The following is a 19,120-nucleotide window of genomic DNA, read 5'->3' on the forward strand; positions in this document are numbered from 1 at the left end:
AAAAGTCTTGAGACGAAGGTCAGGCAAGGCGAAAACAGCCGAGGAAGCGGAGTTTACGGCTTGTAAATGAGCATTCCGAGGCTGTTTTCAACGCAGCATCACCGAGTATCAAGGCTTTTCAGACAGAGCCTAGTCGGTTCGGCACCCCGACTTGTCCCGCAATAGGGCTGCTGGGCAGCCCTCGAGTCGTATCAGTCAGCCAGACGCCAGGTGGTGGTGCCTTTGCTGTCTTCAAGCACCACGCCCATGGCAGCCAGTTGATCGCGAATGCGATCGGACTCTGCCCAGTTCTTGTCCGTACGCGCCTGCAAGCGCGCCTGGATCAAGGCTTCGACCTCGGCAGCATCGACCTTGCCTTCAGCACCGGCACGCAAAAAGTCGTCGGCATCAAGCTGCAGCACACCCAGCACATCACCCAGCTCACGCAGGCGACCGGCAAGGCCTGCCGCTGCGTCAGCGTCGCTGTCGCGCAGGCGGTTGATCTCGCGGACCAGGTCGAACAGCACGGCGCAGGCTTCAGGGGTGCCGAAGTCGTCGTTCATCGCCACGCTGAACCGTTCGACGAACGCCTCGCCACCCTTGGCGGCGACGCGCGGCAGGCCACGCAGTGCGTGATAGAAACGCTCCAGGGCGCCCTTGGCATCGCGCAAGCTGTCTTCGGAGTAATTGATGGCGCTGCGGTAGTGGCTGGCCACCAGCAGATAACGCACCACCTCCGGGTGGTACTTCTCGAGCACGTCGCGAATGGTGAAGAAGTTGTTCAGCGACTTCGACATCTTCTCGCCATTGATACGGATCATGCCGCAGTGCATCCAGGCCGCCGCATAAGGCTTGCCGGTGGCTGCCTCGCTCTGGGCGATCTCGTTCTCGTGGTGCGGGAACTCGAGGTCGCTGCCACCACCGTGGATGTCGAAGCTCTCGCCCAGGCAGCAGGTGGACATCACCGAGCACTCGATGTGCCAGCCCGGACGACCTGGGCCCCAGGGCGAATCCCAGCTCGGCTCGCCCGGCTTGGCGCCCTTCCACAGGACGAAGTCCAGCGGATCCTGCTTGGCCTCGTCGACCTCGATCCGCGCGCCGATACGCAGGTCTTCGATCTTGCGTCGCGACAGCTTGCCGTAGCCGACGAACTTGCCGACGCGGTAGTACACGTCGCCATTGCCCGGCGCGTAGGCATAGCCCTTGTCGATCAGGGTCTGGATCATCGCGTGCATGCCGGGGATGTGATCGGTGGCGCGCGGTTCCAGGTCCGGCTTGAGGATGTTGAGACGACGCTCATCCTCATGCATGGCATCGATCATGCGCGCAGTCAGCTCATCGAAGCGCTCGCCGTTTTCGTTGGCGCGGTTGATGATCTTGTCGTCGATGTCGGTGATGTTGCGCACGTACGTGAGCGCGTAGCCACTCTTGCGCAGCCAACGGGTGATCAGGTCGAACGCCACCATGCTGCGACCATGGCCCAGGTGGCAGTAGTCGTACACGGTCATGCCGCAGACGTACATGCGCACGTTGTTGCCATCCAGGGGTTTGAAGACTTCCTTGGTCTTGCTCAGGGTGTTGTAGATGTTAAGCACGAGGATTCCTTAGCTGCCCCACGAATCGCGCAGGGTCACGGTGCGGTTGAACACCGGGCGACCCGGCTGGCTGTCTTTCAGGTCGGCGCAGAAGTAGCCTTCACGCTCGAACTGGAAGCGATCTTCTGGCTGGGCCTGGCCCAGCGAAGGTTCGGCACGACAACCCGTCAGCACCTGCAGCGATTGCGGATTGATATTTTCAAGGAAGCTGCCGCCCTCATCGGTTTTCTCCGGATTGGGCGAGCGGAACAGGCGGTCGTACAGGCGCACCTCGCACTCGATGCTGGCGGCGGCCGGCACCCAGTGGATCACGCCCTTGACCTTGCGACCCTCGGGGTTCTTGCCCAGCGTGTCCGGATCGTACGAGCAGCGCAGCTCGACGATATTGCCCTCGGCATCCTTGATCGCCTCGTCGGCACGAATTACATAGCTGCCGCGCAGGCGCACTTCACCGGCTGGCTCCAGGCGCTTGTATCCCTTGGGCGGCTCTTCCATGAAGTCATCGCGGTCGATGTACAGCTCACGGGCGAACGGCAGGACGCGCACGCCCATGTCTTCCTTCGGGTGGCGCGGCAGTTCGAGCTGCTCGACCTGGCCTTCAGGGTAGTTGGTGATCACCACCTTCAGCGGACGCAGTACGCACATGGCGCGCGGCGCGGTGCGGTCGAGGTCGTCCCGAATGCTGAACTCGAGCATCGACATGTCGACCACGCCATCGGAGCGGTTGGTGCCGACCATGTCGCAGAAGTTGCGGATCGAGGCCGGGGTGTAGCCACGACGGCGGTAGCCCGAGAGCGTGGACATGCGCGGATCGTCCCAGCCCTCGACGTGCTGCTCGTCCACCAACTGCTTGAGCTTGCGCTTGGAGGTGATGGTGTAGTTCAGGTTCAGGCGGCTGAACTCGTACTGGCGCGGATGCGCCGGGACCGGCAGGTTGTCGAGGAACCAGTCGTACAGTGGACGATGGCCCTCGAACTCCAGGGTGCAGATCGAGTGGGTAATGCCCTCGATGGCGTCCGACTGGCCGTGGGTGAAGTCGTAGTTGGGGTAGATGCACCACTTGTCACCGGTCTGGTGGTGGTGGGCATGGCGGATGCGGTAAAGAATGGGGTCGCGCAGGTTCATGTTGGGCGAAGCCATGTCGATCTTGGCACGCAGCACACGCTCACCGTCCTTGAACTCGCCAGCCTTCATGCGGGCGAACAGGTCGAGGTTCTCCTCGACGCTGCGCTCGCGGAACGGGCTGTTCTTGCCGGGCTGGGTCAGGGTGCCGCGATACTCCTTGGCCTGCTCGGGGGTCAGGTCGCAGACGTAGGCCTTGCCGCGCTTGATCAGCTCGACCGCCCAGTCGTGCAACTGGTCGAAATAATCGGAAGCAAAGCGCACCGGACCGGTCCACTCGAAGCCCAGCCACTTGACATCACGCTGGATGGCGTCGATGTACTCCTGGTCCTCCTTGGCCGGGTTGGTGTCGTCGAAACGCAAGTGGCAGGCGCCACCGAACTCCTGGGCCAGACCGAAGTTGACGCAGATCGACTTGGCGTGGCCGATGTGCAGATAACCGTTCGGTTCCGGCGGGAAGCGGGTGACGATACTGCTGTGCTTGCCCGAGTCCAGGTCAGCCTGGACGATCGGTCGCAGGAAGTTCGCAGGGACGGCGGGGGCGCCTTTGGCAGCGGCGTTGGTCGCGTTGTCGGTGGGCTTGCTCATAGGATCCTTGAATGCAGATGTCCGGTCCGGGTAGGCCGATTGAATCAAAGGGCCTATCATAGCCGAAGCAGTCAAGCTGCTGACAGCCGGGCACCGACAAACTGGCGCGATTTCTCGCAGCGTTTTGTCGCCAGCTGGCAAAATGGCCGCCGCGCGCCTTGTGTCGCCGCCGCCAGATCCTGCGTCAGGTACAGTACGCGACCTGTGCACCCTATTTCCGAATGCCTTGAAAGAGCGAATTTCAGCATGTCCAAAGTCAAACTGAGCACCAACCACGGCGACATCGTTCTGCAACTGAACGCCGAAAAAGCCCCGCAAACCGTCGAGAACTTCGTTCAATACGTCAAGGACGGCCACTTCGACGGCACCGTGTTCCACCGTGTGATCAAGGGCTTCATGATCCAGGGCGGCGGCTTCGAGCCTGGCATGAACCAGAAGAAAACCCGCGCCAGCATCCAGAACGAAGCCGACAACGGCCTGAAGAACACCAAGTACAGCATCGCCATGGCCCGCACCATGGAGCCGCACTCCGCCTCGGCGCAGTTCTTCATCAACGCTTCCGACAACGACTTCCTCAACCACAGCGGCAAGAACGTGCAGGGCTGGGGCTACGCGGTATTCGGCGAAGTGACCGAAGGCCGTGAAGTGGTCGATGCCATCGAGAAAGTCGCCACCGGTTCCAAGGCTGGCCACCAGGACGTGCCGAAGGACGACGTGATCATCGAGAAAGCCGAGATCATTGAGTGATCCTGCTGATCTCCGATCTGCACCTGCAAGAAGAACGCCCGGACATTACCCGGGCGTTTCTTGATCTGCTCGATGGGCGGGCGCGACACGCCAAGGCGCTGTACATTCTTGGCGACTTCTTCGATGCCTGGATCGGCGACGATGCCATGACGCCGTTCCAGCAATCGATCTGCCAGGCGTTGCGCACGCTGTCCGACAGCGGCACGGCGATCTACCTGATGCACGGCAACCGCGACTTTCTCATCGGCCAGGACTTCTGCAAGGCCGCTGGCTGCACCCTGCTGACCGACCCTAGCGTGGTTGAGCTGGGTGGCGAGCCGGTACTGCTGATGCATGGCGACACCCTGTGCACCCGCGACGTGGCCTACATGAAGCTGCGCCGCTACCTGCGCAACCCGCTGAGCCTCTGGATTCTGCGTCACTTGCCGCGATCCACGCGCCAGAAACTGGCGCGCAAGCTGCGCAGTGAAAGCCAGGCGCAGGTGCGGATGAAGAACACTGAAATCGTCGATGTCACCCCCGACGAAGTGCCCAAGGTGATGAGCGAGCACAGTGTGCGCACGCTGATCCATGGCCATACTCACCGCCCTGCCCTGCACAAGCTGGTGGTCGAGGGCCAGCCGGCTCGGCGCATCGTACTGGGGGACTGGGATCGCCGAGGCTGGGCGCTGCAGGTGGACGACCAGGGCATGCACCTGGCGCCGTTCGAATTTTCCTGACGCGCAGGCCCTGAGGTGGCTCGTGCCACCACAGGGCCACTGATTTCGACTATTTCCCCGCGCTGACCAGTGGCTGCTTATCCCGCTCGCTCACCACATACTGGCGATACTGAGGATCGGAGGTGATCTGCGCTTCGGTAAACGGAATGGGCGCCAATTGTCCGACCGCAAAGGCACGCGTCTGGTCAAATGCGTGTACCGAGGCCGACTCGCTGGACAGTGAAAACGCCAGCAACCCCTTGGCCTGAGGCCCCTGCTCGGTGAAGCTGACCAACTGCAGGTAGCTGGTACCGCTGACTACCAGACGCTTCCCTGCCCCATTGGGCACACTGACCATGGCGTTGTAGACCCCCAACTCCTGCGGGCCACCCGGCACCGGCGTGCCGTCCAGCGCTTGCTGTACCTGCCCCCACTGCTGTTCTTGCGCCATGCCGCCTTCCTGCACCTGCGCCAAAGAAGCCAGCGCCGCCTCACGCAGCAGCGCGCGTACTGCTGCTTGCTCTACTGCAAGACCACGCGGCGTGTGCTGCGGATCTGCCGGATCGAACGCCACACGCCAGATTTGCGGCTGGTCGCCCAGCGCTTCCATGATGTTGGCAAAATGCACAAGCCCCATGCCGCTGTCGGTGCCGGCCTTGCCGTTCCAGGCCTCGAGGCTGGCGCAAACAGCCTGCAGATCGCGTTCGGTGCCTTTGCACCAGTCCAGCAGCTCTGGCAGCAGTTGGCTGGCCAGATACACCTCGTCGTCCAGCACCATGTGCTGCAGCTCAGCTACGCCGAGCTTGGCGCGACCTTGCAGGCGCTGCAAGGCAAAGCGGGTACGCATCCCCAAGGGTTGGTCTTCACGGCTGATCAGCGGCGAGAAGCCTGTCAGCGGCTGGGCCGGGTTGACCTGCCAGGCCGAGTCATTGGAGTTCTGCACGAAGTCCGCACGCTCAAGGCTTGGCTGCAGGCGCGCGGGGAAGATTCCAGGTTGCGCAGCGTCGGGGTCGACCTTCCACTGGCAGGCGCTGCGCGAACCGTCCAGTACGACCAACGGCCCGACCAGCGATGGATCGCTGCACTGGGCAAGCATGGCCTTGTCGACATACGGCACCACCGACTGATTCAGGTACAGCGCGCGGCCACCGGCATCCACCGCCAGGGTGTTGACCCAAGGAATGCCCTGAAGCTTGGCCACCGAGGTCTTGACAGCATCGATGTCCTTGGCGCGATTGATCCCGTACCACTGCTCAAGCACTCGCGTGTTGTCGAGATTGGCATCGCGCAGGCTGTAGGCATATTTGCCATCCCAGTCCAGACGCCCCGGCCACTGCACCACAGGGCCGAACCTGGAGACGTGGATCTGGCGCTGCACCTGGCTGAGCGTTCCGTCTGCCCCCTTCACCGCAACAGTGATTGCCTGCTGTTGGAGCGGCAGCGACTGGCCATCCAGCAGGTAACGGGTGGGATCCTTCGGGTCGAGCTGCAGACGGTACAGGGTGAAGTGCTTGGAGGTGTCGACGGTATGGGTCCAGGCCAGATCACGGTTGAAACCGATGTTGATCACTGGCAACCCCGGCAGCGCCGCCCCCATCACATCCAGTTGCCCGGGAATGGTCAACTGCATCTGATAGAACCGCAGACCGCCAATCCAGGGGAAGTGCGGGTTGGCGAGCAACAAACCACGCCCATTGGCCGAGCGCTGCGCACCGACGGCCACGGCGTTGCTGCCACGCTCGCTGGCGAACGCCTGCTGGCGTGCCAGGGCCACGCTGTAGTCGGCCTTTGGCCTGTGCATGGCCAGCCCCGGTGGCGTCGCTGCGACCACCGCTTCGGCGAACTGGCCGATGCCCCCTTCAGCCAGCAGTCGGCGGGTCAGCTTCACCAGGTCCAGGCTGGTGACTGGCCGGACCCAGTCGCCCGCCCCGCACTCCACCGGCAGCCCCTGGGCCTTGCGTTCGGCAAGCGCTCGGTTGTAGCCGGCAGCGTAGCCCTCCAGGCGATCGCGAATGGGTGCCGACTGCGCCTGGAGGAATCCGTTGACTGCCGCATTGTCGTTCAGCCAGGTAAAGAACAGATCGCTGTCGAGGTTGTCGCGCTGCTCGACCGTCTTGCCTTCGGCACCCAAATATTTCGACCGCTCACCATTGACCGTGAGCACTTCGTCAGCCAGCAGGCACAGGTTGTCCTGGGCATAGGCGTAGCCGATGCCATAGCCCAGGCCACGCTCATTGCTGGCCAGGATGTGCGGCACACCGAAGCTGGTACGGCGAATCTGCGCCGAAGCATCGCCGGCGGCTTCCAGCGCCTGCGCGCCGGCAGCAACGGTGGCAAGCACGATGGCCAGGCCAAGGCAGGATAAGGGTCGCGATAGTGGGATCACGGGCACTCCTGGGGTATGAGAGGTCATCCCGATCAGACGAGCGGCCGGATGAAAATTTTACGTATTGCGCTACGCGGGAACGTCTTGAAAAGGACGTGGCAGTTTTTTTTCAGTCAGAACTGCAGTTTTCCCGCGCTCATTCGTCCTAATAGTTAGGCACTCATGATTTCGGGACAGTCCACGAAAAGGAGCATTCACATGTACAACCCGCAACTGCAGGCGCAGCACCAGCGCACCGCTGAGCGCACATCGCCGCAAGACAGCACTGGCGCGCAGGAACGGATCGGCAACGAACAGATCCGCGAACTGTTGCGCGCCTACGGTCTGCGCACCAGCCTGATTCGCCTGAAAGTCATCGATGCGCTGCATTCGGCCGATCGCAGTGGCCGTAGCATCGGCGTACGCGGCGTGCATGCGCAGCTGGAGCAACTGGACATCCCGCTGTCATTCCTGAGCGTGCGCGAAGTGCTCAAGCGACTCTGCACCGAGGGCGTCATCAGCCTGGGCGATGACAAGTGCTACAGCCTTCAGCCCGCAGCCCGCGCCGTACTGGAGCAGAACGCCCTGCGCTGATTCCCCGGCCGGCCAGGATGGCCGGCTGGCCTGCGTCAGGACTTGACCTTGCGCCGCAGGATGCCGTTGATCACCACGACGACCACGGCGATACCGATGGCCAGGTACTGGAAGGTCTGCTCGCTGATCGTGCCCTGTTTCTGCAGGTAGCTCAGGCCGAACATCACACCCATCATCACCACGATGATGAGGATCGAATATTTGAAGCGCTGCATGTGTGTCATCGGCAATTCCTTGGAGCATCAGGGACAAAAGAAGCTCGTCACGAGCCGGCCACATGATACATGGCCAGATCCACACGCGATGCATTTCCTGCTGAGCTTCGCCGCTCAAGATTGAAAACATGGACGCCCGACTCGTGCCCCGGAGCGACCATGCCAAAACCCCTCGTGCTTTGCACCTTGCTGTTTCTCCCGCTCACCTGCGCCCACGCCATCGATACCAGCACCCTGCCCCGCGAACAACTGCTCGAGCTCGGCACCCGCCTCGAAGCCTCCAGCGGCAGCAACCAATGGCAGCAGTTGTGGCAACAGGTTCGTGGCAACGGCTTGTTACAGGCCCAGCCAGGCCAGTTGCGCTTCGTCCCTCCCCCCTCGAAACTGCCGGCCATGGTCAGATTGACCCTGGCACAGGCGCAGCATGTAGAACCCTTCTCCATTACCCACGCGCGCTACCGCCGGGTATTCAGCCCGCAAGTCATCGGCTATCGCGGTAGCCAAGCGCTCGAAGCACTGTGCGTGGACGTGGACTGGCGCGCATTGCCCGCCGCAGCGGTGTCCAGCCCTCAAAGCTACCTAGGCTTGGCAAGCCTGCGCAAAGCCTACCCCTGCGATTGAAATGGGTACCGACACCCTTGGAACACACCTAAGAAGTCGACCGATAAAGAACAAGACCTGCTGCAAAATCACGGTTCAACTTCCTACGCAAGAGCTCTCGTCTGCCTGCAACAAACGCTCTACAGGAACTACAGAGCATGGGCCACTTGGCGCCTAGGAATGATCGGGAGAGGTGACTGAGAATCCCTGGGCACCCATCGTGCTGGCCTCTAAGACACAGGGAAATCGAATATGGAACTGCCAGATCTGACTGCAATCGATGTCGCCCAGCTACCTCATTCACTGCAATCGCTGATCGAGTGCATCGGCCTTGAAAATGCGTACCGGCTGACCTGCGCCTACGGCGGCCGCCCCAAGTACATCCCCAAACACCGTGACCGCACACGGCTGGCCGATCTTCTGCCAGCCGACGCGCTGGACGCACTGATCAAGCGCTATGCCGGCATTGCCCTGGAGATTCCCAAGGCCGACCACTTCCAGCGCCAGTTGCGCAACCTGCAAATCCAGAAAGAAAGTGCCAGCGGGCTGTCGCGCAGCCTGCTCGCGGACAAGTACGGACTGAGCCTGCGTCAGATCGGCAACATCCGGCGCCAGGACAACCACCCCCACTGAAAACCGGGCCTGAGCTTTCACCGCCCCCGAAGGAGTATCACCCATGTCCATTGACAACAGCCTGATCGGTTCCGTCATCAACTCTCTACCCATGGACCGAATGATTGCCGGCCCCTTGCAGGCCATGGTCCAGGCGCAGGTCACCGCGAGCAAGTCGTACGCCGACTTCCTCATGAATGTCTGCATCCAGGACGGCAAGGCAGTCGCCATCCAGTTCGACTACGACGAGACCATCGTCGGTGAGGATGGCGAATACAAAGGTATCGTCGCCAAGAGCATGAAGGTGCCACTGCTGGCGGCCATCACCCACCCGAACATTGCCATCGACGAAGGCAAGATCGAGTTCGAGATGACCATCAACCAGATGGCCGAGGACCGATCCTCCAAGGAGGCGGAAGGCAGCATGGAGGCCTCGCTCGGCTGGGGACCTTTCAAGCTGAATGTGAAAGGCAGTGTAAGCCACAAGTCGGAACAGACCCGCAAGACCGATACCCGCGCGCGCTACGCCTTCAACACTACCGTGCGCCGTCAGCAACCACCGGAAGCCCTCATGCGCGTGATGGATTTCCTCACTGATGCCGCAACCAAACCTACCGTGCTCGCCAGTGAACAGCTGCGCAGCAGCGACAGCATCTCGAATGAGGACACCCTGCCCGCCGCCGAAAAATCCACAGCAACACCTTGATGCGCTATAGCCTAGCTCGCGCCCACCTGCCGCAGGTCTCCACCCGGGCACCTGCGGCATCCGCACCGGAGACCGTTGATTGGATCAGCCCTGCGAACACGCTCAACCAACGCCCATGACATCCACCGACCTGCGCGACATCACACGCGGGCTCCAGGAAGCCGCCGCGGCAACCAATACCCTGATTGCCCAGCAATACCTGAGACTCTTCGATCAGTTCTTCGACGTGGACGCCGAGCAGCCCGGCATGCCGATGCGCGCCAAGATGGTAGAAGTGGCGATGGACGACACGCACACCTTGCGCATCCCGCTGATTGCCCTGGTGTCCACCAAGGGCCTGGCCCTGGAGCGCATGCAGGTCGACCTGTCGGTTCACGTGAAGAACGCTCAGGCCCGACAGGATTTGCTGCAGCAGGCCAACGACACCACCTCGTGCTCGCACTTCAAGGTCACCGTCGGCGCCCAAACGCGCCGTGGCGAAGGACGCGACCCCGACGAAGTACAGATCCGCATGCAGTTCCAGGCCTGCGAGCCGCCCGAAGCGATCAACCGGCTGATCGAGGAGTACACCAACCTGATCATGCCTGTGCGCACACCGCCCATGCCCGCCCCGGAGCCAGGCGCAGACGGCAACGAGTTCATCGAAGCCGCCACTGTCCGCCGATCAGATCAGAAGTCGCGTTTGTAGAAGATGTCCAGCGAGCTCGCCAGCCCGCTGGCGGCCTCCAGATAGACCTTCTTGCTCAGTTTGTAGCGCAAGGCAATGGTGTTGGCTGGCTCGAACACACCGACCCCATAACGCAGGCTGAGGCGTTCGGTCAGGTTGCCGCTGGCCACCACGTTGGTCTTGTTGCCCGAACCTTCGGTGTCGAGCTGAAAATCATCGATTCCCAGGCTCGAGGCCAGGCTCCCGGTAATCCCGGCGCTACCGGCAAGGCCCAGGCCCAAGGCCGCTTCAGCCAGCATGTTGTTATCCTCGCCAGAATTGCCCAGGGGACGTCCCAACACGAGATACGACAACGCCTGCTCCTGGCTCATGGCCGGCTCCGAGAACACTTGGGTAGTCGGCTGCTCGGCACTGCCGCTCAGGCGAATACCCGCAATCACGTCATCGACCTTGCGGATCGCTTCGATATCCAGGTATGGCTGGTCGAGGGGGCCTGCGAACAACAGCCGCGCACGACGGATGGTCAGGCGCTGGCCGTAGGCTCGATAACGACCGTCAGCCAGGCTCAACTCACCACGCGTGTCCAGGTTGTCACCTATGTGCACATGACCCAGCAGATTGGCGGTCAGGCCAAAGCCGCTGAAGGACAACTTGTCACGACCGACTTCGACATCGATGTCCATCGCGACCGCCATCGGCGGCGTACCCTCTTCGGTTTGGTGGCCGACAATCACCGTGTCGTCGGAGACCTTCACCGTCGAAGGCGGCAGCTCGCGCACGGTGATCTTGCCCTTGGGTACCTGAACTTTGCCCGTCACCGCCAGCTTGTCGCCGGACAGGCGGATATTGAGATCCGGCGCGACCTCCAGCGCGGCATAGGGCTCGACGTTCACTGGAAGCTGCTGGCCTTGCAAACGCAAGTCGACAGCCAACGCCTGCCCCCAAGCCAGCTCGCCGGCCAATTGCCCGCGACCGGCCTCGCCACTTCGCCAGTCACCGCTGATCCGGATCTGCTCCCCGGCGACGAGCGCTCGCAACGACAAGTCTTCCAGGCTGACCGGCAACTCGGCGCCACTGACATGCCCGCCGCTAAGCGTCAGGTTGCCGTTGACCCGGGGCGTCAGCAAGGTACCCGACAAACGCCCGTCGCCGTTGAGCTGCCCGGCCAGGCGCTCGACCATCGGCACGAAAGGCCGGGCGATCGACAGGTCCAGCCCGGAAAGGCGAAATTCACCGGAAAGCGGTTTGTCCCGGCCCAGGGGATCGATGCGTGTCGACAGGTTCAACTCTCCCAACCGGTCGCCACGAAACGCCAGCGACGTGTCTACCCGCCGCGGTGCCAAGGTACTGTCCAGGCGGAGCGTCTGGTAGGGGAAGTCGATCCAGCGCCCGTTATCGCGGACCCGCAGCGTGCCGCCGCTGGCATCGATGCGCACCGTGCCTTTGGGGCCGCTGGCCGGCATATCCAGGTTGATGTCGGCATTGAGCATGCCTTGCCAGGCGAAATCCTTCGGCAGCCACTGGGCCAGACTGTCGATGGGGAACTGCTTGAGGTGGTAGCGCAAACGTGGATCCGGCGCCAGGCGCTGATCCTCGCCACACAGGCTGGCAGCGCCGGAGCGCCAGCAATGTGCACCGAAGTCGAGCTGGCCGTTGGCCAGGCGCTGCAGGCGGGCGGGGGCTTGCAATTGCCAGTCCTGACCGCCCGCCTGGATGCGCCCGCTGGCCAGGCGGCCACGCCAATCACCCTTGCCGAGCGTGCCGTCCAATGCAAGGTCGAGCTTGAGCTGGGGGCCATTCAGCGCCACTGTCAGCGCCTGCTGACGGATATCACCTTTGCCCGTGGCATCAAGATTGCCCAAGGCCGTTTCGCCCAGGCGGATATTGCCGGCCTTGAGGGTGATCAGTCCACGCTGGGCGCTGTCCAGGCGTGCGTCGAGATCCAGGCGCTGTATGCGGTTGTCGGCCTGGGCCAGCTGTTGCCCCTGAAGACTAAAGGCACCCTGCGGCGCAGCTAGCGTGCCAGCCAGATCGAGGCGACCTTTGACCTGCCCCTGCAAGCGCGGCCAGAGCTGGCCAAGGCGCGGCAAGTCGAGATCGAGGCGACCGGCAAGGCGCTGCTGAAGGCTGCCACTGCCATTGATCCGGTTGTCACCCAACTGGATCGCCAGCGCACCGAGCGTCCAGGCCTCACCTGCACCCTTGGCATCCGCCTTGAGCACCGCCGGCTGACCACGCAGGCGCCCTTTGAGGTCAAGTTGGGCATCGAGCTGCAGACGCTCGTTCTTCAATTCACCCTTGCTGCGCAGCGGCCCTGCCAGGGTGCCCGGCAGCTCCGCCAGCCAATAGGCGGGGTCGAGCGCCGACAGTTGCAGATCGACATCCCAGGTAATCGCGTCAGCAAAGCCCAGCGCCACGGCACCCGATGCGCTGCCCTGCCCGGCCACGAGTACCAACTGTGGCAGGCGCACCTGGGTCAGGTCGCCATCGAACGGGCTGGCCAGGCTGAACGCACCGGCCGGGCCATCGAGGTCTCCTTTGAAATCACCGGTGTAGGTACCGTCGCGATAGTGCACCTGGGCGTTGAAGCGTTTGAGCGTGACTTGCGGTGCTTCGTCCATCGGGTACAGACGCAGCCAGGGAAAATCGAGCCAGTCGATCCGGGCATCGGCCGTCAGCCCTTGCTGCCAGTCGGCACTGGCCTGCAACGTGAGGCGCTGGGTCTCACTGGCGCTGAGGTCCAGTGTCTCGAGCCGGGCTCCCTTGGCATCGACCTTGCCATTCAGGGCCAGGGCCACTGGCCCCTGCTCGGCCGGAAGGCTGGCCGTACCCTTGAGCAGGTATCCCTTGAGCAAGTCACCCTTGGCCTGAAGGTTGAGCTGATTCAGTTGCAGTGGGTCGGGTAACGAGGCAGAGGGCCGGAACGTCTCGGCGCGGATCTGCAATGTCGCGGGCAGGTGATCGGCCAGCGCTTGCAGCTCACCCTTGAGCTTCGCCTCGAGATAACCCGTGCTGGTGCCCTCGAGGGCCAAGGTCTTCTGCAGGTCGCCCTTGGCATTGAGCACCAATTGCCAGGCCTGCCCATCCACTGCCGGCAGTTGTAGGGTGGCATCGGCCTGAAGCGGCCAATCCCCCTGGGGCTGCAGATTGCCCTGCAGGCTCAGGTGCAGGTCGTCACGCTGCAATTGCAGGGCGTCGATACGGAGGCCCTCGGTGGTCCAGTGGGCGGCCAGTTGCAGGTCGCCGAGCAGGTCACTGCCATCCAGGCGTAACTGACCGATCTTGACCTCACCCAGCTCGATTGCGATCGGCAAACGCAGTTCGGGCAGTTGCAACGGCCCAGTTTCTGGCTGCGACTCACTCGCAGCGAACGCCATGTCGATGCGCTCGGCTTGCAACCGCTGCACGCACAGCGTGGCGCGCAACAGGCACGATGGTGACCATTGCAGTTGCGGTGCCTGCAGCTCGACCCGGCTGCCATCCTGGGCCCAGACCACACGGGCGGCCTGCCATTGGCCTCCCAGATGGCCTTGGAAGTCTTCGACCTCAAGCCCCGGCACCCGGCTCAGGGCCCAGCGGCTGCCCGCTTGCGTTCCCAGTACCAAAGTTGCGCAAAGTCCCACCAGCACCAGCAAGCCCAATACGATCGACAACACAGGTTTGAGCAGGCGCATCACAGTTCAGGCCCCATGGAGAAATGCAGCCGGATACCACCGTCGTCGTCCAGCGCGCGCGCCAGGTCCAGACGCAGCGGCCCGACTGGCGAGACCCAGCGCACGCCGATGCCGACCCCGGTCTTGAGGCTGGGCAGTTCCAGCGAATTGAACGAATTGCCCTGGTCGATGAAGGTCGCCACGCGCCATTTCTCCGTGACCGAATATTGGTACTCGGCACTGCCGGCCACCAGGTAGCGGCCACCGATACGGTCGCCCTTGTTGTTCTTCGGCGACAGCGTCTGGTAGTCATAGCCCCTTACGCTCTGGTCGCCACCGGCGAAGAAGCGTAGTGAGGGCGGGACGTTCTGCTGGTAGCCGTTGGTAGCGCTGCCACCGAACTGCACGCGCCCGAGGAAGCGATGGTTCTGCCCCAGGGTGGTGAGGCCCTTGAGCAGGACATTGCCATGCACCAGGTTGGTGTCGGAGCCCAGCCCTTCCTTGGCCGCCTGCAGGTCGAACTGCAGGCGATAGCCATTGTGCGGGTCGATGCGGTTGTCACTGCGCAAATAGGAAAAGCTCACCCCAGGCATCAGCAGGTTGCTCAGCCCGGAGTCGTCGCCCAGGCGGTATTCCTCGCGCTGGTACTTCAGCGAGATCACCCGCTGCCAGCCGCTGGGCAGTTTGCTGTGCCATTCGGGGCCGACAGTCAGCAGCTTGCTGAGGGTGTCGGTGCCGGCGATCTCTTCGTTCTGGTAACCACCGGCAAAGCGCAGCTTGTCGGTCAGTGGAGGGTCCAGCGGGATGTCATACCACAGGCCGACGTTCTGCCGGGGCGCCGAGAGCTCGGTCTCCCAGCCATAACTGTGGCCCTGGGGATTGACCCAGTGCCGTGTCCAGTTGGCCTTGCCCCGTGGCCCCACGTCGGTCGAAAACCCCAGGCCCAGCCCAAGCGTTCGCGGTTTACGGGTATCCAGGCGCACGTCCACCGGCACCACGTCATCGACCGCCGCCGTCGGCGCCGCATCGACACGTACTCCTTCGAAATAGCCACTGGACTGCAGGTCGTTATTGAGTTCGGCCACCAGTTCGGAATCGTAGGGTGTTCCCGGCTTGAAGCCGACCATGCGTTGCAGCAGGTCGTCGTCCAGCGGTGCGTCGCCGCCGAAGGTCACCTTGCCCAGGCGATAACGCGGGCCACTCTGGTACACCAGTTCGATATCCGCAACGCCTGCTTGCGGGTCTACCGCAAGGCGCTGACGGGAAAAGCGCCCGTCGAAGAAGCCATAGCGCGAAGCCTGGTTCTGGATCAGCCGCTTGGCGTCCTCGTAGACGCCATGATTGAGCTGCTCGCCTGGGCGCAATGCCTTGCTGTCCGGAATGCGAAAGGCCTTCATCTCGCTCGCCGGGCCTTCGATGCGCACGGTCACATTGCGCAGGCGCACCGGCTCGCCCGGGTCGACCCGAATGATCAGTTGTACGGGTTGATCGGCCTTGCTCGGCGCTTTGACCTCGGTATCGATCTGCGCCTGGTAGTAGCCCAGCGCCTGGGCCGCCTTGCGCGCCTGCTCCTCAGCCCCGCGGCTGAACCGCAGCAAGGCCTCCTCGTCGCGATCACCCAGGCTGCCGATGTAGCCTTCGATATTGGCCTGCAACGTCTTGTTGGACGGTTTGACCCGTACCAACAGTTCGCTCTGGCCCCATGCTGTGCAGCTGGCGGCGAGCAACAGCACGCCCCAACCAAGTCTTCCTGAATACGTCATGCGGGGCATGCTACCAGAGCGAAGCGGCAGCGTAAGCCGCAGGAGGTTGCGATCAAGCAATTGCCGGGTTGGAGGACAGCGGATTCGGATGAAAGAACACTCTCTCTCGGATTGGCCCGACCGCGACCTCACCAATCTCCTGATAGCCCTGGCGCTCGTAGAAGGCCAGGTAATGGGCATTGCCGGTGTCGAGGATCACGCCTTGGGTATCAGGATCGTCGGCGCACCAGTCGTGCACCGCCTGTAACAATTGCTCACCATAGTGTTGCCCCTGAAACTGCGGGTGCACCCCCAGCAGAGGCAACACATGGACTTGCTGACTGGGCAGGCACGCCGCCAGTGCCGCTTGATACTCGAGGTATCGACGCGTGCAGCGCCGGCCTGTCCCCAGCAGCATGCGCAGGCGCCAGGCCCAACTGTCGGCCACGCCAAGGCGACGTTGCGGCGGCACGATCAGCGCGGCACCGACCAGGCGGTCGTTGACCAGCACACCGATTGCCGGCAACTGCAGGTAGAAGTGCTGGCGCACCCATTCGCGCACCATCACCCGCAGGCGCCGCTCATAACCCCGCCGCTGTGCATCGAACAGATAGGCGAAGGTCGGCTCGTGGCGATACGCATGGTAGAGCAGCGAACGCACTTCGCGGCTGTAGCCATCGTCGAGCAGGCTGATATGCGCCGGGGCGTCGGACATTGCGATGATCCTCCTGGAATGTACGTAGCAGAGCCTTGGAGGCGTCGTGTCGCACATCGTTCCCCCTCCAGCACGTTAGCAGCGCCCCAGCGACGCTGCCACGCTGGTGATGACGGCCGATGTCGGCTAGCATCCGAGGCTTTTACCAGGATCGTCTTTCCATGAAGATCGTCTCGTTCAACATCAATGGCCTGCGCGCCCGCCCGCACCAGCTGGCTGCGCTGATCGAGAAGCACCAGCCAGACGTCATCGGCCTGCAGGAAACCAAGGTCAGTGACGATCAGTTCCCGCTGGCCGAAGTACAAGCATTGGGCTATCACGTGCATTTCCATGGCCAGAAGGGCCACTACGGGGTTGCCCTGCTCTCGCGCCAGGCGCCATTGTCGCTGGTCAAGGGCTTCAGCACCGATGAAGAGGACGCTCAACGCCGCTTCATCTGGGGCACCTTCGCCGATGCCGACGGCACCCCGATCACCATCATGAACGGCTACTTCCCCCAGGGCGAAAGCCGCGACCACCCCACCAAGTTCCCGGCCAAGCAACGCTTCTACAGCGACCTGCAGACCCTGCTCGAAGGTCAGTTCCGCAATGACCAGCCATTGGTGGTGATGGGCGATGTGAACATCTCGCCCCAGGACTGCGACATCGGCATCGGTGCCGATAACGCCAAGCGCTGGCTCAAGACCGGCAAATGCAGCTTCCTGCCCGAAGAACGTGAATGGATGGAGCGCCTCAAAGGCTGGGGCCTGGTGGACAGCTTCCGTCACCTGCACCCGGAGGTAGCGGACCGCTTCAGCTGGTTCGACTACCGCAGCCGCGGTTTCGAGGACGAACCCAAGCGTGGCCTGCGCATCGACCTGATCATGGCGTCGCAGGCACTGCTTCCACGCCTGAAGGCGGCGGGCGTCGACTATGAACTGCGGGCGATGGAGAAGCCCTCGGACCACGCCCCCATCTGGCTGGAACTGGCCTGACGGCGCAGGCCATCGGACTCAACCGCGCAGGAACGCCTCGACCGCCTGCGCGGCGCTCACCGGATCTTCCTGCATGAAGCAATGACCACCCGCCACCTGTCGCTCGCTGACATTGGCATTGAGCGCCACCAGGCGCCGCACCGAATGCGGCACGAATGGGTAGGTGGTTTCACCATGCAGGATCAGCGTCGGCGTGGTGATGCGCTGCAGACTTGGCCACATGCGCGCCGGGAAGGTGCTGAAAATCTCAACCTCACGGCCGGGTCGGCACTTGAGCACCACGCCTTCGCCGCAATCGCCGATGGCATGCCCGATATACGCGTGCAGCGCCGCGTCGCTCCAACCCTTGAAGATCCCCCGCCCCTGCAGCGACGCCAGCGCCGCCTCGCGGTCCGGCCAATGGCTGCGCCGGGTTGCGGCCTTGCGCGCCAGGGCATGACGCCGGTGCAGGCCCACCAGTGCCGCCGCGCCCATCACCCCGATCATGCGTCGGCTGAACAACACCGGATCGAGCAGTACTGCACGCTCGAACAACCCAGGCCTGCTGGCGAGGATCAGCCCGGTCAGCACCCCACCAAAACTGTGTCCGAGCGCATGGCGCGGCACATCGCCAAACACCTGGCGTCCCGCCTCGAATGCTTCCAGGACCAACTCCGCAGTGCGGTTCCAGCCACGAAAGGCGCCGCCGTGATCGCTGTCGCCGTGCCCCTGGACGTCGCACAACCACAGGTCGAAGTGTTCCCCCAGGCGCATCAGCATGGGCTCGTATGCCAGGCAGCAGAAACCGTTGCCGTGCAGAAAATGCAGCAACGGTTTGCCGCTCGGCTCGGAATGCCAACCCCGTAGCGTGAAACCTTCCGAGCAATCATGGGACCAGGGAATCAGCTGCATCGTGTACCGCACTCATCGAACTAGGAAAACGACGATTCTACAAACAGCAGCGGATACAACGAAATCACCAGCAGCAAGGCCATCAGGACATTGAACAGCATCAGCCAGCGCGGATTTTGCAGAAGGTTGCGCAAGGCGCTGCCAAACATGACCCAGATCCCCACGCTGGGCAGGTTGACCAAGGCGAACAGCGCGGCGATGACAATCACGTTGAGCACATAGCCTTGGGCCGGGGTGTAGGTGGTGATCGCACCGACCGCCATGACCCAGGCCTTCGGATTGACCCACTGGAAAGCAGCCGCTCCCCAGAAGCTCAGGGGCTTGCGCGTCCCTGCGGCATCCCCGGAGATCGGCCCGGAAGTTGCGATCTTCCACGCCAGGTACAGCAGGTAAGCGGCTCCCACGTAGCGCAGGATGCTGTACAGCGGCGGCCAGGCCTTGAACAGTTCGCCCAGCCCGAACCCCACGCCCAGCACCATCAGCATGAAGCCGATGCTGATGCCCATTGCATGGGGGATCGAACGGCGCACACCGAAGTTGACGCCGGACGCCAGCAACATGGTGTTGTTCGGCCCTGGGGTGATCGAAGAAACGAAGGCGAACAGGATGAATGCGGTGAGCAGATCGTATGAGCCGAGCATGGCAGGGACTTCCGTC

General features: G+C 62.9%; 17 protein-coding genes. 8 read left to right on the forward strand and 9 right to left on the reverse strand.

The features are described from left to right. Positions 1 to 191: 191 nt before the first annotated feature. The gene (gene cysS / locus F6X62_RS03645; protein WP_153772715.1) at positions 192 to 1,574 is read right to left on the reverse strand and encodes a cysteine--tRNA ligase; all 1,383 of its coding nucleotides are present in this window, start codon (positions 1,572 to 1,574) and stop codon (positions 192 to 194) included. A gap of 9 nt (positions 1,575 to 1,583) precedes the next feature. Further along, a complete protein-coding gene (locus F6X62_RS03650) occupies positions 1,584 to 3,284 on the reverse strand; it encodes a glutamine--tRNA ligase/YqeY domain fusion protein (protein WP_054891518.1) in 1,701 nt (566 codons plus the stop codon). A gap of 246 nt (positions 3,285 to 3,530) precedes the next feature. Here F6X62_RS03650 and F6X62_RS03655 point away from each other — a divergent pair, with 246 nt between their 5' ends. Together F6X62_RS03655 and F6X62_RS03660 are read left to right on the forward strand one after the other, a co-directional pair. Beyond that, entirely contained in the window at positions 3,531 to 4,031 is a 501-nt protein-coding gene (locus F6X62_RS03655) for a peptidylprolyl isomerase (protein ID WP_063545226.1), read from the forward strand. After that, a complete protein-coding gene (locus tag F6X62_RS03660; protein WP_054891520.1) occupies positions 4,028 to 4,750 on the forward strand; it encodes a UDP-2,3-diacylglucosamine diphosphatase in 723 nt (240 codons plus the stop codon). The genes F6X62_RS03655 and F6X62_RS03660 overlap by 4 nt, the downstream gene beginning before the upstream one ends. Positions 4,751 to 4,799: 49 nt before the next feature. Here the strand turns inward: F6X62_RS03660 and F6X62_RS03665 are convergent, their stop codons facing one another. Beyond that, positions 4,800 to 7,115, reverse strand: coding sequence for an acylase (locus tag F6X62_RS03665; RefSeq protein ID WP_153772716.1), 2,316 nt, complete (start codon positions 7,113 to 7,115; stop codon positions 4,800 to 4,802). Positions 7,116 to 7,313: 198 nt separating this feature from the next. Between F6X62_RS03665 and F6X62_RS03670 the strand changes: the two genes are divergently transcribed. Beyond that, a complete protein-coding gene (locus tag F6X62_RS03670) occupies positions 7,314 to 7,688 on the forward strand; it encodes a hypothetical protein (RefSeq protein ID WP_063545229.1) in 375 nt (124 codons plus the stop codon). Between the two features lie 35 nt (positions 7,689 to 7,723). Here F6X62_RS03670 and F6X62_RS03675 read toward each other — a convergent pair whose 3' ends face one another. Continuing rightward, the gene (locus F6X62_RS03675) at positions 7,724 to 7,912 is read right to left on the reverse strand and encodes a hypothetical protein (RefSeq protein ID WP_054891523.1); all 189 of its coding nucleotides are present in this window, start codon (positions 7,910 to 7,912) and stop codon (positions 7,724 to 7,726) included. Between the two features lie 150 nt (positions 7,913 to 8,062). On the opposite strand from F6X62_RS03675, the gene F6X62_RS03680 reads away from it, so the two are divergent. From F6X62_RS03680 to F6X62_RS03695, 4 genes are all read left to right on the forward strand, one after another. Beyond that, a complete protein-coding gene (locus tag F6X62_RS03680; RefSeq protein WP_153772717.1) occupies positions 8,063 to 8,524 on the forward strand; it encodes a hypothetical protein in 462 nt (153 codons plus the stop codon). A 231-nt stretch (positions 8,525 to 8,755) separates the two neighbouring features. Continuing rightward, positions 8,756 to 9,136: a Mor transcription activator family protein gene (locus F6X62_RS03685; RefSeq protein ID WP_054891525.1), complete on the forward strand. Its 381-nt coding sequence runs from the start codon at positions 8,756 to 8,758 to the stop codon at positions 9,134 to 9,136. A 43-nt stretch (positions 9,137 to 9,179) separates the two neighbouring features. Next, complete coding sequence (locus F6X62_RS03690) at positions 9,180 to 9,821, forward strand: DUF2589 domain-containing protein (RefSeq protein ID WP_153772718.1); 642 nt, start codon at positions 9,180 to 9,182, stop codon at positions 9,819 to 9,821. A gap of 115 nt (positions 9,822 to 9,936) precedes the next feature. After that, a complete protein-coding gene (locus F6X62_RS03695) occupies positions 9,937 to 10,509 on the forward strand; it encodes a DUF2589 domain-containing protein (protein ID WP_151924919.1) in 573 nt (190 codons plus the stop codon). Here F6X62_RS03695 and F6X62_RS03700 read toward each other — a convergent pair. From F6X62_RS03700 to F6X62_RS03710, 3 genes are read right to left on the reverse strand one after another with little or no spacing between them, the layout of a single operon-like run. Beyond that, positions 10,491 to 14,162: a translocation/assembly module TamB domain-containing protein gene (locus tag F6X62_RS03700; RefSeq protein ID WP_153772719.1), complete on the reverse strand. Its 3,672-nt coding sequence runs from the start codon at positions 14,160 to 14,162 to the stop codon at positions 10,491 to 10,493. The genes F6X62_RS03695 and F6X62_RS03700 overlap by 19 nt on opposite strands. Continuing rightward, positions 14,162 to 15,904 carry an autotransporter assembly complex family protein gene (locus F6X62_RS03705; protein ID WP_153772720.1) on the reverse strand — a complete coding sequence of 581 codons (1,743 nt, stop codon included), beginning with the start codon at positions 15,902 to 15,904 and terminating at the stop codon, positions 14,162 to 14,164. The genes F6X62_RS03700 and F6X62_RS03705 overlap by 1 nt, the downstream gene beginning before the upstream one ends. A gap of 52 nt (positions 15,905 to 15,956) precedes the next feature. Continuing rightward, a complete protein-coding gene (locus F6X62_RS03710; protein ID WP_153772721.1) occupies positions 15,957 to 16,598 on the reverse strand; it encodes an N-acetyltransferase in 642 nt (213 codons plus the stop codon). Between the two features lie 161 nt (positions 16,599 to 16,759). On the opposite strand from F6X62_RS03710, the gene xthA reads away from it, so the two are divergent. Continuing rightward, positions 16,760 to 17,572 carry an exodeoxyribonuclease III gene (gene xthA / locus F6X62_RS03715; protein WP_054891531.1) on the forward strand — a complete coding sequence of 271 codons (813 nt, stop codon included), beginning with the start codon at positions 16,760 to 16,762 and terminating at the stop codon, positions 17,570 to 17,572. Between the two features lie 18 nt (positions 17,573 to 17,590). On the opposite strand, the gene F6X62_RS03720 is transcribed toward xthA, so the two are convergent. Together F6X62_RS03720 and F6X62_RS03725 are read right to left on the reverse strand one after the other, a co-directional pair. Further along, positions 17,591 to 18,463: an alpha/beta fold hydrolase gene (locus tag F6X62_RS03720; protein WP_153772722.1), complete on the reverse strand. Its 873-nt coding sequence runs from the start codon at positions 18,461 to 18,463 to the stop codon at positions 17,591 to 17,593. 20 nt (positions 18,464 to 18,483) lie between these two features. Beyond that, entirely contained in the window at positions 18,484 to 19,104 is a 621-nt protein-coding gene (locus tag F6X62_RS03725; RefSeq protein ID WP_054891533.1) for a LysE family translocator, read from the reverse strand. Positions 19,105 to 19,120: the final 16 nt, after the last annotated feature.

This window comes from Pseudomonas sp. MNR3A, from assembly GCF_009650575.1.
In the GTDB taxonomy this organism is placed as follows: Bacteria; Pseudomonadota; Gammaproteobacteria; order Pseudomonadales; family Pseudomonadaceae; genus Aquipseudomonas; species Aquipseudomonas machongensis.